The sequence below is a fragment of the Capnocytophaga sp. oral taxon 326 str. F0382 genome (assembly GCF_000318295.1).
Taxonomy (GTDB): domain Bacteria; phylum Bacteroidota; class Bacteroidia; order Flavobacteriales; family Flavobacteriaceae; genus Capnocytophaga; species Capnocytophaga periodontitidis.
Window position 1 is genome coordinate 89,228 of sequence record NZ_KB291413.1, and the last position, 17,205, is coordinate 106,432.

At 39.1% G+C, this 17,205-nt stretch carries 14 protein-coding genes; 5 read left to right on the forward strand and 9 right to left on the reverse strand.

Features of this window, described 5'->3' with window-relative positions:
- Positions 1–34: 34 nt before the first annotated feature.
- The 3 genes from HMPREF9073_RS08100 to tyrS form a co-directional block, all read right to left on the reverse strand.
- A complete protein-coding gene (locus tag HMPREF9073_RS08100) occupies positions 35–1,162 on the reverse strand; it encodes a WG repeat-containing protein (protein WP_009413360.1) in 1,128 nt (375 codons plus the stop codon).
- Positions 1,159–2,328: a WG repeat-containing protein gene (locus tag HMPREF9073_RS08105; RefSeq protein ID WP_009413361.1), complete on the reverse strand. Its 1,170-nt coding sequence runs from the start codon at positions 2,326–2,328 to the stop codon at positions 1,159–1,161. The genes HMPREF9073_RS08100 and HMPREF9073_RS08105 overlap by 4 nt, the downstream gene beginning before the upstream one ends.
- Before the next feature lie 101 nt (positions 2,329–2,429).
- Positions 2,430–3,725 (reverse strand): tyrosine--tRNA ligase, encoded by a 1,296-nt coding sequence (tyrS, locus tag HMPREF9073_RS08110; RefSeq protein ID WP_009413362.1) that lies wholly within the window; start codon positions 3,723–3,725, stop codon positions 2,430–2,432.
- A gap of 418 nt (positions 3,726–4,143) precedes the next feature.
- Here tyrS and HMPREF9073_RS08115 point away from each other — a divergent pair, with 418 nt between their 5' ends.
- The 5 genes from HMPREF9073_RS08115 to HMPREF9073_RS08135 are packed head-to-tail and all read left to right on the forward strand — an operon-like array spanning position 4,144 to position 12,353.
- Positions 4,144–7,278 carry a SusC/RagA family TonB-linked outer membrane protein gene (locus HMPREF9073_RS08115; protein ID WP_009413363.1) on the forward strand — a complete coding sequence of 1,045 codons (3,135 nt, stop codon included), beginning with the start codon at positions 4,144–4,146 and terminating at the stop codon, positions 7,276–7,278.
- 15 nt (positions 7,279–7,293) lie between these two features.
- On the forward strand, positions 7,294–8,838 hold the full coding sequence (locus HMPREF9073_RS08120; protein WP_009413364.1) for a SusD/RagB family nutrient-binding outer membrane lipoprotein: 1,545 nt from the start codon (positions 7,294–7,296) through the stop codon (positions 8,836–8,838).
- 23 nt (positions 8,839–8,861) lie between these two features.
- Complete coding sequence (locus tag HMPREF9073_RS08125) at positions 8,862–9,758, forward strand: glycoside hydrolase family 18 (RefSeq protein WP_009413365.1); 897 nt, start codon at positions 8,862–8,864, stop codon at positions 9,756–9,758.
- Positions 9,759–9,763: 5 nt separating this feature from the next.
- A complete protein-coding gene (locus HMPREF9073_RS08130) occupies positions 9,764–10,951 on the forward strand; it encodes a DUF1735 and LamG domain-containing protein (RefSeq protein ID WP_009413366.1) in 1,188 nt (395 codons plus the stop codon).
- Between the two features lies 1 nt (position 10,952).
- The gene (locus HMPREF9073_RS08135; protein ID WP_009413367.1) at positions 10,953–12,353 is read left to right on the forward strand and encodes a BT_3987 domain-containing protein; all 1,401 of its coding nucleotides are present in this window, start codon (positions 10,953–10,955) and stop codon (positions 12,351–12,353) included.
- A gap of 78 nt (positions 12,354–12,431) precedes the next feature.
- Here HMPREF9073_RS08135 and HMPREF9073_RS08140 read toward each other — a convergent pair whose 3' ends face one another.
- From HMPREF9073_RS08140 to HMPREF9073_RS08165, 6 genes are all read right to left on the reverse strand, one after another.
- Positions 12,432–13,682, reverse strand: coding sequence for an aspartate kinase (locus HMPREF9073_RS08140; protein WP_009413368.1), 1,251 nt, complete (start codon positions 13,680–13,682; stop codon positions 12,432–12,434).
- Positions 13,683–13,883: 201 nt separating this feature from the next.
- Positions 13,884–14,573 (reverse strand): OmpA family protein, encoded by a 690-nt coding sequence (locus HMPREF9073_RS08145; protein WP_009413369.1) that lies wholly within the window; start codon positions 14,571–14,573, stop codon positions 13,884–13,886.
- A gap of 19 nt (positions 14,574–14,592) precedes the next feature.
- A complete protein-coding gene (locus HMPREF9073_RS08150; protein ID WP_002680690.1) occupies positions 14,593–15,084 on the reverse strand; it encodes a lipocalin family protein in 492 nt (163 codons plus the stop codon).
- A gap of 72 nt (positions 15,085–15,156) precedes the next feature.
- Positions 15,157–15,918 (reverse strand): MBL fold hydrolase, encoded by a 762-nt coding sequence (locus tag HMPREF9073_RS08155; protein WP_009413370.1) that lies wholly within the window; start codon positions 15,916–15,918, stop codon positions 15,157–15,159.
- A 95-nt stretch (positions 15,919–16,013) separates the two neighbouring features.
- Positions 16,014–16,172, reverse strand: a complete 159-nt coding sequence (gene rpmH, locus HMPREF9073_RS08160; protein ID WP_002669412.1) for a 50S ribosomal protein L34 — start codon at positions 16,170–16,172, stop codon at positions 16,014–16,016.
- Positions 16,173–16,365: 193 nt separating this feature from the next.
- Positions 16,366–17,124 carry a carboxypeptidase-like regulatory domain-containing protein gene (locus HMPREF9073_RS08165; protein ID WP_009413371.1) on the reverse strand — a complete coding sequence of 253 codons (759 nt, stop codon included), beginning with the start codon at positions 17,122–17,124 and terminating at the stop codon, positions 16,366–16,368.
- Between the last annotated feature and the right edge of the window lie 81 nt (positions 17,125–17,205).

A 17,205-nucleotide genomic window follows, 5' to 3' on the forward strand; every position in this document is an offset into this window, starting at 1 on the left:
TGCAAAAGCGATTTTTAGACTTTTCGGACAGCCCTTATTCTTTTCTTGGAGGGCGTTTGCTCTCTATATTAGGGCGATAGTACTTATCACCTATTTTTACTTCGCTGTCACGCTGCGGATAGCCAAATAAAGCGTCTATAGCTCTCACTTCGTTGGTTACTGCATCGTACTCATTGCCTTCTTTATCTACAAATAATATAGTATCACCATCGTAAACTAAGGTGTAATTACTCCATAAAGTTGATTCGTTTATAGCTGTATAACAAGCAGGTATAAATCTACTTTCATCTTCTTTACCTTTATAATATTTGAAATATCCTCTTTTATCACCTAAGTATAGGTTGAAGTTAGAACCTAATCTATCAATTATATCATAAATAATAGGCAAAACTGTTTCTCCTTGCTCATTTAAAAATCCCCAACGCTTATCTTTTTCTACTAAAAATAATTTAGGAGTGGTATAATACTCTTTTTCTAACACCTTATATTCAACAGGAATCACAATTTTTCCGCGATTATCAATCGTTCCCCATAGTGAATCTTTTTTTACTCTGGCGATTCCTTTATCAAAAATATCGATATGATCATAACAAGCAGGGAGTATGATTTTCCCTTGACGTTTGATACCAAATTTACCATTTTCTATATAAGGAATAGCTGTTTGAATATCTTCTTCATTTTTATATGTGTTGAGCGACGAATATCCTGTTCCACCTGCACAAAACAAGAACAGACAGCCCCCTGTACTACTATAAGTATCCACACGCATATCGTTTTCAATATTAGGATATATCAATACCTTGTAAACTGAGGAATAAAAGTATACAGGAAAGAATGGCAGCAAGCTACGCGATACATACTTCCAGCCGTCTTTTTTAAGTTTTCCTTTGATACTTTTAGTTCCTATAAGTACTTTTCCTTCTTTAAAAATCTCATAATTCACGTGTAGTGAATCACCTTTAAACTGTAGTTGAAAACGCATCGGAATTCCTTCTTTGTCTAAATAACTATGAGGCAAAAAAGTGAAACAATTACCTTTACTACCATCTGTTTCATAAGAATAAGCGTAATAAGTACGATTGTTTAGCACAGACATATCCATTTTGGTGCTACTACAAGCTACTATTAAGAGAAAGGGAATAAGGCAGAAGAGTTTTTTCATTTTTCTAATATAATTGTAGGATTTTCAGATCGCATTGCGGGGCGCTTAGTCTCTAAGTTGGGTTTATAAAAACTGTTATCAATCTTTACTATGCATTCCTTCCCCAACTTTTCACCCATAAAAGTTTCCCACTTGTTTAAATGAACTATTTGCAAATCATATTCATTACCTTTGTGATCTATAAAAAGAGGTGTTATTCCATCGTATACTAATATATAATCTGAATTAAGAGTGCGCTTTTCTATTTTGGTATATACAGCAGGAATAAATAAATAAGGCATTTGAGATGGAGAATTAGTGTAATAAGTAAAATACCCTACTTTATTACCTATCCCTAAAATGTAACTTCTCTCATTAGATTGTTTTTCTATATAACTATAAATAAGAGGCAATATAGGCACTCCTGAAGGTTCTAAAAATCCGTATCGCCTTTCTTTTTGTGCTATAAAAAAAGGGTGACTGTCTACTGATTTGTCATATTGCAAAGCATCGTATTCTAAAGGAATAATCATCTGACCATTTTTATCAATTGTACCCCATTTTCCTTCTCGTTCTACAATAAAAAAGCCATCGGTATAGGCACTGATATAATCATATTGAGCAGGTATAAACAATTTTTCTCCCTTGTTGATACCATATTTACCATTTTCAAAAAAAGGAATCATCAGCTCTTCATCATTGATACGCTTATAAATATGTTTCAATTTATAGGAATAACCAGTTCCTAATACAGCTAATACAGCCCCTTCTCTATCTACATAAGTATCTACTCTCAAATTTCCTTCTTCAGTAGGGCGCAAACGCAATCGGTGAATATAAATCCTCATATAAATAGGAAAATAAGGTTCTATTTCACAAGCAGCATAATAGCGCCAAAAGCGCCGTTTTTGCTTACCTTTAAAGCCTCTTACTACAGGAATAGTTGAGTCATTAGCAATTGAGTCGTAAGTTACAAACAAAGAATCTTTTTTAAAACGCAACCGAAAGCTATTTATTAGTGCCTTTTGCTGTTGGTACTCCAACGGCACAAAAGGAAATTTACGTTCATTTTCTTCCTCCTTTTCTTTAGAAAAAGCATAAAAAGACACATCATTTAGCACCGTCATATCTACTGTTTTACAAGCGATAAGTAAGAAACATAATATAAGGGGAAGGAATGTTTTCATAGATAAGAGGTAAGAAGTGAAAAATTAAAAATAATAAACTTTGCCAAAGGTGCGAGCCGCACGGGCAGGGAAACTTTGGCAAAGTTGGATATTATAAAGAATTATACTTTCTTTACTATAAAGTAGTTTTTCTTTCCGCGTTGTAATAAGATAAATTTTCCATCTACAAGGTCTTTTTCCCCTATCTGGTAGTCTTCACCTACTTTCTCTTTATTTACGGAAATAGAATTCTCTTTCAAGGCACGACGTGCTTCGGAATTAGAACTGATAAAACCTGTTTTTGCTGAAAGAATGGCAATCATATCAAGTCCACCAGCAATATCGGCGGCACTTACTTCGGCTTGAGGTACGCCGTCAAACACTTCTAAGAAAGTTTTCTCGTCTAAAGTGCGCAAATCGGCAGAAGTAGAGTTACCAAAGAGGATTTGTGATGCTTTTTTAGCTTTCTCAAGCTCTTCGCGTCCGTGTACTAATAGGGTGAGTTCTTCTGCCAATTTGTTTTGCAATACACGCAAGTGAGGTGCCTCGGTGTGCTGTGCGATGAGACTGTTGATTTCCTCTTTGCTGAGCATTGTAAAGATTTTAATATAGCGTTCGGCATCGGCATCGGAAGTATTAATCCAATATTGGAAGAACTTGTAAGGTGAAGTTTTCTCAGGGTCGAGCCATACGTTACCGCCTTCACTCTTACCGAATTTAGTACCATCGGCTTTGGTAATCAGCGGGCAAGTGAGGGCATACGCCTTTCCACCTGCAATACGGCGAATAAGCTCAGTACCTGTGGTGATATTTCCCCATTGGTCAGACCCCCCGATTTGCAAGGTGAGGTTTTTCTCTTGGTAGAGATGCAAAAAGTCATAACCTTGCAAGAGTTGGTATGAGAATTCAGTAAACGACATCCCATCGGTATTTTCATTAGGGTCAAAGCGTTTTTTTACCGAATCCTTAGCCATCATATAGTTTACGGTGATGTGCTTACCAATATCGCGAATGAATGAAAGGAATGAGAACTCTTTCATCCAATCGTAGTTATTCACGAGTTCAGCGCGATTAGGTGCAGTGCTTTCAAAATCAAGAAACTTTGCTAATTGCTTTTTGATACCCTCTATATTATGTGCTAATACTTCTTCGGTAAGCAAATTGCGTTCAGCCGATTTACCTGAAGGGTCGCCTATCATTCCTGTTGCCCCCCCTACAAGTGCATAGGGTTTATGACCGCAATTTTGGAAATGGCGCAACATCATCACGCCCACTAAGTGCCCGATATGTAACGAATCGGCTGTAGGGTCAAACCCCACATAAGCGGCGCGTAATCCTTCCATAAGATGTTGTTCAGTTTCAGGCATTATATCCTGAATCATACCGCGCCAACGCAATTCTTCTATAAAATTCTTCATTAGTTTTTGTTCGTTTATAATTTATAATTTGGGCAAAGGTACAAATTAATTGAGAATTAACAAGTAAACAAGAAGACAATCTATAAAAACGAATATCATTCAAGTTTCTAACGATTTTAGACGAAAGAAAAATATTAACATTTATTTAGAAATAAAGAAATCTTATTTTTTCATAAGATGGTAATATCTTTTTCTTAAAAAATAATTAAAATATTTCCATCAAAAAAACCTTTATTTTTCGATTTTTGTATTTTTTAGATTGAAAAAGCACTTTTTCAATTAAATTCTTTTCGATTGATTGATAAAAGGTTACAGAAATCGAAATGTTAAAATTTAAATTTTGTTAATAAATTTATTCGTTAAAATTTGGCAGTTTATTAAGAACTTCCTACCTTTGTCGAAAATAAATTTTTATTAAATGAAAGTAAAAGAATCAATGTTGCTATTCGTTTTGTTACTATGCTGCACTGTAGCAATGGCACAAACGAGAGTATCTGTTACAGGTTCTGTTACAGGTAACGATGGACTGCCCCTTCCTGGGGTGAGTGTGGTTGTCAAAGGGACAACTCGTGGTGTTTCAACCGATTTTGATGGGAAGTACGAAATTCAAGTCGCTCCTAATGAAGTACTTGAATTTAGTTCTATAGGCTATGCTTCTCAGCTTAAAAAGGTTGATACTAAAAAAGGGACGTTTACTTTAAACATCGTCCTTAAAGAAGAAGCGCAACAACTTGGCGAAGTAGTAGTTACGGCGTTAGGTATCAAGCGTGAACAAAAGGCTTTGAGCTACAATGTACAACAGGTAAACGCCGAAGAACTTACTAAAGTGAAAGATGCGAACTTTATCAACTCGCTCACTGGTAAAGTAGCGGGGGTAACGATTAACCGCAGTTCTTCAGGTGTAGGAGGTGCTACCAAAGTAGTGATGCGTGGTGCTAAATCTATTGAAAAAAGCAACAACGCGCTTTATGTGGTAGACGGCGTACCTATGCTCTCCACCACTTCTACTCAAGGTAGCGGTAGATTCAATTCACAAGGAACTACCGAAAGTATTGCTGATATCAACCCCGACGATATCGAAAGTATGACGGTACTTACAGGGGCATCGGCTGCTGCGCTCTATGGTTCGGCTGCTGCCAATGGGGCAATCCTTATCACTACTAAAAAAGGTAAAGAGGGCAAAATGAACATTCAGCTATCTTCAAACACTGAATTTGCCAATCCTTTTCTCTTACCTGAATTCCAAAACAGCTATGGCAGTGATGGCAAAGTAACTTCTTGGGGAGCTAAATTACCCAGCGATGCCAGTCGTTACGATGTGAAGGACTTCTTTAGAACTGCCACTACTCTTACCAATTCGGTAGCGCTTTCTGGAGGTACTGAAAAGAATCAAACTTATTTTTCAGCAGCTTCTACCAATGCCGAAGGGTTGGTACCTAACAACCATTACAACCGCTACAACTTTACAGTGCGCAACACTACCCACTTGCTTAACGACCGTTTGCGCATTGATGCTTCAGCGAGCTACATTCTCCAAAACCACCTCAATATGATTAACCAAGGGGAATATATGAACCCCTTAGTAGGTGCTTATTTGATGCCTCGTGGTTACGGTTTGCAACGCGCTCGTCAGTTTGAACGTTACAACCCTACTAATCATATTTATGAACAAGTATGGGGGGATTTTGCAGCTGGTTCCGACGGTACTTTCAACGGTAGCTTTGCAGGTGATTACACTTTGCAAAACCCATATTGGGTAGCTTATCGCAACTTGCGCGAAAGCAAACGCGAACGCAATATGCTCTCTTTGGGCGTTACCCTCGACCTCAAACAATGGAGCCCTACTGAAAAATGGGATATTTCAGGTCGTGTGCGCACCGATAACACCAACTTCACCAGCACCGACAAACGTTATGCTTCTACTTTGTCGCTATTGGATATGAGCAAAACAGGTTATTTTGGTATTGCTCGTGGTTATGAAAAACAAACTTACTTAGATGTTCTAACGAACCTCAACAAGAATTTTGAATGGGAAGGTGTAGGTCGTTTCTCTTTAGTAGCCAATATCGGGGCTTCTTTGCAAGACACACGTTATGACGAATTAGGCTATAAAGGACCTTTGCGCAAAGACGGTATTCCTAACGTATTCAACGCTTTCAATATCGACCAAGGTGCTGCCAAAACTCGCCCTTACCAATCAGGTTATACCGAACAAACTCAATCTATTTTTGGTAGTTTGGAAGTAGGTTACAACAGTTGGCTCTACCTCACCCTCACTGGTCGTAACGATTGGGCTTCACAATTAGCAAACTCTCCACAATCTTCTTTCTTCTATCCTTCAGTGGGACTTTCAGGAGTACTTACCGATTTGCTTTCAGCTGAAAAGAAAGCTAAATTATACAATACTCTATCGTTTGCTAAAATGCGTGTAGCCTTCAGTTCGGTAGCTTCTCCTTTTGATAGAGAACTCACTACCCCTACTTTCACTTTCAACGAAGATACTAAAGTATGGAAAGCGGTTTCGTATTTCCCTATCGGGGAATTGCGCCCTGAACGCACTGATTCTTACGAAGTCGGTATCGCTACCAAATGGCTCAAAGGTACCCTTTCTTTTGATGCTACCGTTTATCAAACTAACACTTACAACCAAACTATCAAGGCTGAGATTTCACCTTCTACAGGTTACGACGGCATCTACTTGCAAACAGGTGATGTACGCAACCGCGGACTTGAAGTGGGCTTAGGTTACGATTTGAAAATCAAAGATAAATTCAACTGGAACAGCTACTTTACAATGAGCTACAACGAAAACAAAATTATGTCGCTTGTTGAAGATTACATCAACCCCGTTACTGGGCAACGCGAAGGTCGCAGTTACTTAGAAAAAGGAGGTATTGGTGGTGCTCGCTATATCCTTAGAACAGGAGGTACTTTAGGCGATGTATACGCTTCTAACGATTTCAAACGCGATGCCGATGGCAATTTGTTATTAGATTCAAATGGTCGTGTGAGTGTACAGAATTATAACAATTTCAACGATTATGTGAAATTAGGTAGCGTGTTACCAAAATACAACTTAGGTTGGCGCAACGATTTCAATATTGGTAATATAGGCTTTGGTGCAATGCTGGCTGGACGTATCGGTGGAGTTGCTATCTCTATGACTCAAGCAGCCTTAGACCACTACGGTGTTTCTAAAGAATCGGCTGAGGCTCGCGATGCAGGAGGCGTAAATATCAATGGCTACAGAGTACCTGCCCAAAGTTACTTTGAAGAACGCGGAAAAGGACGTATCGCTCAATACTACACCTATTCGGCTACTAACTTCCGCTTGCAAGAAGCTTATGTTTCTTACCGTTTGCCTCGCAAACTCGTGAATGATAAAATAGATGTTACCCTTTCGATAGTAGGTAGAAACTTAGCAATGCTCTATAGCAAAGCACCTTTCGACCCCGAAGCCGTTTCATCTACTGGTAACTACGCTCAAGGTTTAGACTACTTTATGTTGCCAAGCCTTAGAAGCTATGGTTTTAGTATCAAAGCAAACTTTTAAATAAGCGCAAAAAGAATGAAAAAATATATTATCCCTGTATTAGCGCTACTCGCTGTAGGCTGTACTAAAGATTTTAAAGATTTCAACACAAACCCTTACGGAGCTACTGATGAACAGCTTAGTAGAATCCCACAAGGAGGAAATGAGCTCGTTGCCTTGCAAAAATTGGTAGTACCTCAGCAGGAAAACTCTTACCAAATGTGTTTTGACCTGCCCGCTACTCCGTATGCAGGTTATGCCTCACAACCTAAATTCCAAGCCGATTACCCTGTGTATAACCCACGTACAGGCTGGACTGACTATGTGTTCGACGACACTTATACCAAGCATCTCTATCCTGCCTTTTTTGCCCTAAAAAGCTATTCTAAAGGCGATATGAGCAAATATTATTTTGCTTGGGGTACTGTGTTACGCGTGGCTATCACTCATTGGCTTACCGATAGTTATGGCCCTCTACCCTACTCCAAAATGGAAGCTGGTAAAACCCAAACTCCTTACGACAAACAATCGGATTTGTACAAATATATGGCTGAAGACCTCAAAGCTGCTATCAACACCTTGAAAGCTGTAGATGCGTCCGACCGCCAATATGCCGATTTTGACCTTGTATACAAAGGTGATATGACCAAATGGGTGAAATACGCTAACTCTTTGTTATTGCGTATAGCAATACGTATGAGCGATGTAGATGAAACTAACGCCAAAGCGTATGCTCAATTTGCTATTAACAATGGTGTGATTACCGAAAATGCCGATAACGCTATGCTTGAAACTCAAGACAATTCAGTTTTCAAAGTAGCTGTAAGTTGGAACGACTCACGTGCAGGCGCTGATATTGTAGCCTATATGAATGCCTTTTCCGACCCACGTCGCGAAGCTTATTTCACTGAAGTTACAGGCTTACCTCAAAAGTACATCGGGTTAAGAAGCGGTGCTCCTGCTATCACAATAGATCCTGCCAAGTTTTCAGCTCCTAAGCTCACTAAAGAATCACCTATGGTGTGGATTACTGCTGCCGAAGTAGCTTTCATCAAAGCTGAAATGGCACTCAAAGGCTGGGGTTTTGTAGGTGATACCGCCGAAAACTTGTATAAAAAAGGTATTGAACTATCATTCGCTCAACACAATGTTGCCATAGGAAATTACTTGAGCAACACTAGTGTTCGTGGTGCTTATTACGACCCTCGACAAAGTGCTTACAACAACCCTACTTTCTCATCGGCTATTACCGTAAAATGGGATGACAGTGCCAGCAATGAAGTGAAATTATCAAAGATAATCACTCAAAAATGGATTGCGATGTACCCTTACAACTCACACGAAGCGTGGGCTGAATGGCGCAGAACGGGTTATCCTAACCTTATGGCTCCCGTAGAAAACCGCAGCAATGGGGTGATTACTTCGGTAAACCAAGTAAATGGCAAAGACACTGGTGGTATGCGCCGTTTGCCTTTCTCTTCTAAAGAGACTACTAACAACCCTACCAACCGCAACGCTGCTGTAGGTTATTTAGGCGGTGCCGATAATGGTGCTACCGACCTTTGGTGGGTGAAGAAATAACTTAACCTTTAAATGTTATCGCAATGAAAAAATTAATATTCATAGCCTCGTTACTCGCCGTTGCTTGTAACGATATTGAACCAATAGATATTGACACTCCCAAACGTGAAATCAACACTCAGGCGCTTACTCAATACAAAGCCGACCTAAACAAGCGCCCAATCACTATGGGAATGCTCTACAATTGGGGAAAAGAAGCAGGGGCTATCCTGATGAATACCCCCGATAGCTTAGATGTGATTGTTGTGAAAAACAACTACAACGCTATCGACGAAATACTCCAAAACGATTTGAGAGACGTACAACAAAAGAAAGCGACTAAAGTATTGCTCGGTATCGACTTTTCGGCAGCTACCACTACCGATACTACCAAGCTCACCAAGCAAGCTAACGATGCTCTCGCTATCGCCAAAGCCAATGGTTTTAACGGTGTGAGTGTAGAGTTTCCGCAAGAAAGTAGCGATTACTTCTCTCAAGCGGCTTTTGATGCGGTACTTTCGGCTATTGTTGCTAATAAAGGTAACTTGCTCTTTGCCGTTGAAAATATGTATGGTGAGTACGGACTAACAAGCGAGGAAAAACCAATTGACAAAGCTAATTGGGTCATATTCCGCAAAAAGGACAATGAGCTATTACGCAGTTTTACTGAACAAGCTGAAAAGTGGAAACCCTTGCGCTATTTACCCTCTACTGATTTCAGTGAAGAAGGTCTCGCTGATGGTTTTAGCGATACCACTAACTTCAATCCCGACGGCAAAGATGGTCGCTATCCGCGAACAGTAGATATCGTTAATTGGAAAGCCTCTAACCGCGCTGGGGTAGCCCTTTACCACATCGAAAAAGATTACTACAACCTTTCGGGTAAAACTACTTTCAAAACCTTGAGAGGCATCATTCACAAAGTACAACAACAAAAATAGAAATAATGAAACGAAATTTAATCATAGGAATGTTCCTCGCCCTTGCGGCTTGTGCTCCTAAAGAAGATGTAGGAGGAGGAGCTAAAGCAGGAGGACAATCGGCAGTATTGCTCCAAAAAGACGGTAATAAAACTGCCGAATTTTCCTCTCCAATAGCCCTTTCGGCGCAAGCGAATGAAGTAGGTACTCAAAAAAGTGTAGCCTACCAAGTGCAATTGTTCAAAGAGAACAACAGTAATTTGGCTGCTTATGTTAGCTTAGACGATAGCCAAGTAGCCAAATACAACAGCTTATACAACACTAAATACACCGTATTACCCGCTAAATACATTTCGTATACAAAAACCTTGAACATCAAAGCAGGTAATATACTATCGGACGAAGGAACTGCCAAAGTAACCGTCTCCGATGAATTGAAAGACAATACTGCTTATATGTTTGCCTTACGACTCACCTCAGTGAGTGGAGCAAATGTTACCCCTAACACTCAACTGCTAATGGTGAGCTTTGAAAAGATAAAAGGCCAGATTAAAAACACCTTGGCTGTTACTCGTGATGAATATTTAGCAGTAGATAATGGAGGATACTCCAGCGTTAGTGATATAGGTTATACCTTTACTATGGAAGGACTTATCAATATACAGAAGTTTAGAGGTCCTGGCGACAATGGGGAAGCAAACATTTCTACCTTTATGGGTACTGAAGGAGAAACCTTATTGCGCTTTGGTGATAGTGGCATAGAACCTGACTATTTGCAAGCCAATGGTCAAAAAATAGATATGAAATTCAAAACTAATCAATGGTATCATATCGCTTTAGTAGTAGACGGCAGCAAAACCATCGCTTATATAAACGGTAAAAAAGTAATTGAGTTTACAAAATCAGGAAGTCTTAGTACTTTCTACATTGGAAAGAGTTGGAGTGAAAATCGCGGTATTGTAGCGCGCTTTAGCGAGCTCCGTTTGTGGAGTGTAGCTCGTACTGCCCAACAAATTAAAGACGGTATGTACGAAGTAAATCCTACTGAAAGTGGCTTGTACGCTTACTGGAAAATGAACGAAGTGAAAGACAATAAAATACCTGATGCTTCTGGCAACAACCGTTTCCTCACCCTACAAGGTCAGGCAAACAAATATGGTAGACAAACTATCCAACTACACGAAGAAGAAAAAGGTGTAAAAATAACTGAATAATATGAAAGCAAAATACATCATAGCTAATATAATGATAGGTGCAGCATTGCTGTACGCTTGCGACAAAGACAAAATAGAATTGCCTCAACCCGAGAACAATACTATGAACAGCCAAGGCAGTGCCTTGTATTACAAAACGGCTCCTCAAGAGGAAGTAACAAACCTCTCTGCCGATGGTGCTTATACTTTTGTAACCAAAGTAGGAAAAGCTGCCTCCGATGCGGGTGCTGTTACTTTGCTTACTGGCTCTATGGAAAAAATCGTTAAAGATTACAACGCTTTCAAAGGAGTTTCAGACTATAGTTTGTTACCTTCAGCCAATTATACTTTTGAAGGTAGCAATTATACCAAAGGAGCTACTGAGGCTGAAGCAAAACTTACCATCAAAAACTTTGCTTCTTTGGATTATGGCGACTACTTGCTCCCTTTGAAAGTAGAGATGGCAGGACAGCAAGCATTCCATTTGGTAAAAGTGCATAAAGATGGAGAATATTCTGCTCTTAGCGAAACCTCTAAAAAACCTATGCCCCCCGGAAGCTATAGCTGCCCCGACCGCAAAGAACCTATGAAAATGGTCGCTTATGTAGAGACTAACGACTGGGATATCCGCAATATGGGTCAGTTTATACTTAAAGATAGCAAAAAGCCAGTATTTGACATAGTCGTGCTTTTTGCTGCTAATATGAACTACGATATTCCAAAAGGCAAACGCTATTTATCTTTCAACGACAAGTTGCAACCTATCCTCAAAGACCCCGATAAGTATATCAAACCGTTGAAAGATAGGGGAATTAAAGTAGTAGTAGATATCTTGCCTAACCACCAAGGGGTAGGTTACTATAACTTCCAAAACTATGAAGAAGCTCTTGAGTTTGCTCGCGAATGTAAACAATATGCCGATAAGTACGGTTTTGACGGTTACGACATAGACGAAGAATGGGCAGACTACTACAAACTAAAACAAAAACCTGAGAAAGGAAATGAATCTATTTTGTGGTTTATGAGGGCTATGAAAGAAGTAATGCCCGACAAACTCCTTACCTTATACGACTATGGACATAGGTTATATTATAGTGATATTGATGAACATGGTAAAGGAGCAAAGGACTACTTAGATTATAGCTGGTCAGATTATGGTAGAAATCAAACTTCTTTTGTAGGACTTCCTAACGAAAAATACGGAAAAATGTCTGTTAATGCTAGCAATGGAACTTACGCTATAAATTGGTCGGCAGAACCTAATGTAAGGGATTGCTTCGGAATGATGATGATATACAATATCAATGGAAATAGTATAGCAGCAGGACGAGTAACTGGAAGCCTAAGTACTGCTACTAGGTTATTTTACGGTGAAGATTGTATTTTTTCTGGTAAATACCATAAAGGTCCTAGAGATAGGTAATACTTTATTACTTTATAAAAAGGAGAGGCTGCCCTTGCATTGGGGGCAGCCTCTTTATTTATGTTACTAATACTTTATTTAAGCTACTACTATTTGTACTGTATCGGCAGCTACTTGCTTGAGTAATACGGTTTTTCCTGTTTCTACTGTTTGTATAGCTGCTGGGGTGGCGTGGCGAATGGTATAAAGTGTTACTTTTTCGGTTACTGAGACTTTAAAACGCTCTTCTAATTTTTCTAATAGTTCCGTCAAGGTATCAAACTTGTTGTCTACACATACCGAGAAACTAATCGCTGAGTTTTGTATCACACTCACTTTCATTTGTGCTTTGTGCAAACTCTTGAAAATATAACTAATACCCTCTTCCACTATAAACGAGAAATCACGAGAGGAGAGTGAGAGTAATATCTGGTCTTTTTTAAGGATAAAGCAAGGTACTTTAGGCTCTAATTCAGGGACATTACACACGGCACTTCCTTCGGCTGTAGGATTTACAAATGAACGTACATAGAGAGGAATTTCCTTTTGTTGTAGAGGCTGTAAGGTTTTAGGGTGAATCACCGAAGCTCCATAGAACGCAAGCTCTATAGCCTCTTTATACGGGATTTTGTGTAAGAGCTCAGTATGCTCAAAATAACGAGGGTCGGCATTGAGCACCCCTGGCACATCTTTCCATATTGTTACACTCTCGGCATCGAGGCAATAGGCAAAAATAGCAGCGGTATAATCGGAGCCTTCACGCCCTAAAGTAGTGGTAAAGAAATTGGCATCACTGCCCAAGAATCCTTGAGTAATATTTAGCAGTGATTTGTTGATATGGGTGCGGATATTACTTTGTGTCTCTTCCCAATCAATAGAGGCATCGCGATAGTTGCTATCGGTTTTCACGAGATTACGCACATCTATCCAAGTGTTTTTAATACCATTATCATTCAAAAACTGACTGATAATAGTGGTAGAAATGAGCTCGCCAAAACAAATTACTTGGTCGTACACAAAACTGTGTTTCGGTGACTTGTTGCGTTCTAAAAAGGAAGTGAGTTCGGCAAAAAGCCCATCGACTTTCCAGTACACAGGATGATTTTCATCGGTGAATAACTCGCGAATGATATGATAGTGAAAATCCTTTATCACTTGGATACTTTCGGCGAGTTTTTCTTGTTCTTTGAAATAACTGTTCACTACCACTTCCAAAGCATTGGTAGTCTTCCCCATAGCTGAAATGACGATGAGGGTATTGGCATAGCCTACATTTTCTAATATTTTAGCGACATTGCGCACGCCTGCAGCATCTTTCACTGAGGCACCTCCAAATTTGAATATCTGCATTTTAATTAGGTAAGAGGTAAGAGGTAAGAGTTATATCTAAAGCCTTTTACCGAAATTGACAAGGCAAAAGTAGTGTATTTTAATGAAAGGAGAAAAGAGAAAAGCGAAAAAAGTCAATTAGACAATTTGTTGTTATATCTATAACTAAAAAAATAAGCGCTGAGGGATACTCAACGCTTATTCTATTGAAGTGTTATGTTTTTATTGTCCAGCTTGTTTTTTAGCTTCGGCTTTCATTTTTTCGTTAGGAACGATTACCACATTCACACGGCGGTTTTTAGCACGACCTTCAGGAGTATCGTTGCTTGCTACAGGATTTTTTTCACCGTACCATTTGGTAGTAAAACGACTGCCTGCTAAACCTTTACTTTTAAAATAGTTAGTAACAGCTTGTGCGCGGCGTTGTGAAAGACCTAAGTTATACTCATCTTTACCTACGCTATCAGTGTGACCAGCTACTAACACATTAGTATCAGGGTATTCTTTGAGGATAGCTGCTAACTTATCTAAGGTTTGCTTTGATTTTTCGTTGATGTTGTACTTGTTAGTATCGAAGTAAACACCTCCGTTGTTTTCGTCAAAAGTAACCACGATACCATCGTCTACGCGTTTTACATCGGCACCAGGGATTTCTTCTTCAATTTTTTTAGCTTGTTTATCCATTTGGTGACCAATAACAGCCCCAGCTGCACCACCTACTACAGTACCAAGTACTGCGCCGAGTTCGCTATTTTGACCGTTACCGACGTTGTTACCTAAGATAGCTCCTAACAGAGCTCCACCAGCTGCACCTACTACAGCTCCACGTTGTGCTTTGTTTGTATTATTGTATGCCTCACAACCGGTAAGCAATACGGCTGCTGACAAGGCTAAAACTACGAATTTTTTCATTTTTTCTTATGGTTTTTAATTATTTTACAAAGTTCATTGAGATCACAAAAGGTTTGCCATCTACTCTTACGGTTTGTTCCCATACCATAGCATTTTCTGATATGCTTGCTAAGTGCAAACGAATACCTGCATTGGTTTCGGATTTGTATTTTTCATTAGTAGGTTTCAACAAGAAATCGTAATATCCGGTAGATTTATCGATTTGTTGTACTACGAAAATGAAGTTTCTTTGTCCTGTAGAGCAACCACCTGCATTGATAGTATAGTGCCCGCGGTTGTTGTTAGGAACAAATTTCCAAGTACTACCTTCAAAACATTCTTTTGAGGTATCGTTCAATAAGGTAACATCAAACTTACCTTGTTCGCTATAAGTAATAGACTGTAGTGTCCATTCACCTTTGATAGCTTTGTCGGCTACATTAGTTTCTTTAGGTTTAGCAGTCATAGAGTTAGAGCTCTTACAAGCCATTACCAATGCTGCCATTACAAATAGAAGTGCAATTTTTCTCATCTTGATAAATATTTTGTTTTGGGGGCAAAAATACAGTTTTTATTGATAACTTCCATAACAATTAACTAAATATTAACATTCTATCACTAAATTGTCATAAGCTAAAAATACGTTTTTGGGTAGTTTTTTTTGAATCTCATCGTGAAAACCAAATGTTTGGCTCACGTGAGTGAGGAAAGTACGGCGGGGTTGTACTTGTGCTATAATTTCTAATGCTTCCGATAGATTGAGGTGGGTAGGGTGCGCTTGTTCTCTCAAACAATTTAACACTAAGGTATCTACCCCTTTCAGTTTTTCTATTTCGCTGTTTTCTATATATTTAGCATCGGTGATGTAAGCGAAATTTTCAATTCGGTAGCCTATAATGGGCAAATTGCCGTGCATTACGTGTATAGGTTGCACTATTTTTCCGTGTAAACTAAAGGGTGTACTATCTATTTCGTGAGCAATTACTGAGGGAGCTCCTTCATATCTATTTTCGGTAGCAAAGATATAGGCGAAACGGAGTCTCAACTCGTTGATTACGCGTTTGAGAGCATAGATAGGCATATCACCTTGGAGGCGCACAAAAGGGCGTATGTCGTCCATACCAGCGGTATGATCGGCGTGTTCGTGAGTAAAGAGGATAGCCTCTAAGTGCTGCACGTTGTTAGTGAGCATTTGCTGTCTAAAATCGGGGCTACAGTCTATGGCTATATTGGTATGCTCCCAACTGATGAGAGCCGAAGTGCGCAAGCGTTTGTCTTTAGGATTTGTACTTTTACCAACGGGGTGGTCGCTTGCTATTACAGGGACTCCTTGAGAAGTGGCTGTACCGAGGAAAGTAATCTTCATTTTCAGGTGTCAGGTATCAGGTATTAGATAAGAGGTAAGAAATAAGAACTTTGGCTCTTACTTCTTACCTCTTACTTTTTACCTTATAAAAAGGTTTATTTTTTATGACGTGGTTCTGAGGATACAGTTAGTTTTTTACGTCCTTTAGCGCGACGGCGTGCTAATACTTTTCTACCATTGGCAGTAGCCATACGTTCTCTGAAACCGTGTTTATTTCTTCTTTTTCTTTTTGAAGGTTGAAATGTTCTTTTCATTGCTTGTTAATCTTAAAATCTTATTAAAAATGATACTTTGTCTCTCTATTTTATCAATAGCGGGGCAAAAGTACATCTTTTTTTTGGAATGACAAAATTTTTTATAGGTAAAAGGTAAAGGGTAAGAGGTAAGAAACGGTTAAATATTTATTTTACAATGATTTAATTGAAATAAAATTGTTATTACACCTCTTTATTTTTTCTTGTGTAAGACTCTGTACTCTTCGTAACATTGACTAATAGCTTCGAGTACTTGGAGGTCGTTAGCGGTCATTATAAAGTCGTTAGAATAATTGCAAGAACGGATGATTTCTTCGAGTTCAGAGCGGTCTACTTGCAAGAGTTCTAATAGAGTTTCGCGGTCGTAACGGGTAGAAAGGGCATCACTCAATTGATTATCTTTGCGCATCTCTCTCAGTTTGCGCATTTCCTTTCCTTTGGCACTGAAAGAGCGGCTCAGCAGGTCGGCGGGGTTCATTACGGCACTGAGTACGCGCCCTACAGCACTAGCATTAGCACGGCTTTCATAACCTATTTCTAAGCCCGAAACGCTATAGCGTGTATTGTTGTTGATAGGAGCATTTTTAGCATCGATATCTAAGTATCCGGTGAGTTTATAAGGGGTAACGACGACTTCTTCCAAGGCGTAGGCGAGTTCGGTCATACCTATTTTAAGCCCTTGGAATTTTATCATATCATTGGTAATCCTTATTTTAGTAGATTTATACCCCAAAAAAGATATATAAAGCGTATCATTAGCAGTTACTCTAATGGTAAAATCTCCTTTTTCATTGGTTGTGGTTCCTCGTACTTTGTTGAGGTTCAAAATATGTACATTAGCCATTGGTTTGTTGTTCTGCACACTGTACACGTGTCCGTGCAACTCAGTTTCTTGAGCTGCCAGCGTACTTACAAACAACAACATACAAAACCACAATATCTTCTTCATCATAATTAATTCTTTTTAAGGGTAAAAAAAGAGTGTATAGGGATTTATTATATTAACGTGAGTTCGACGTAAGTAATTATTTAA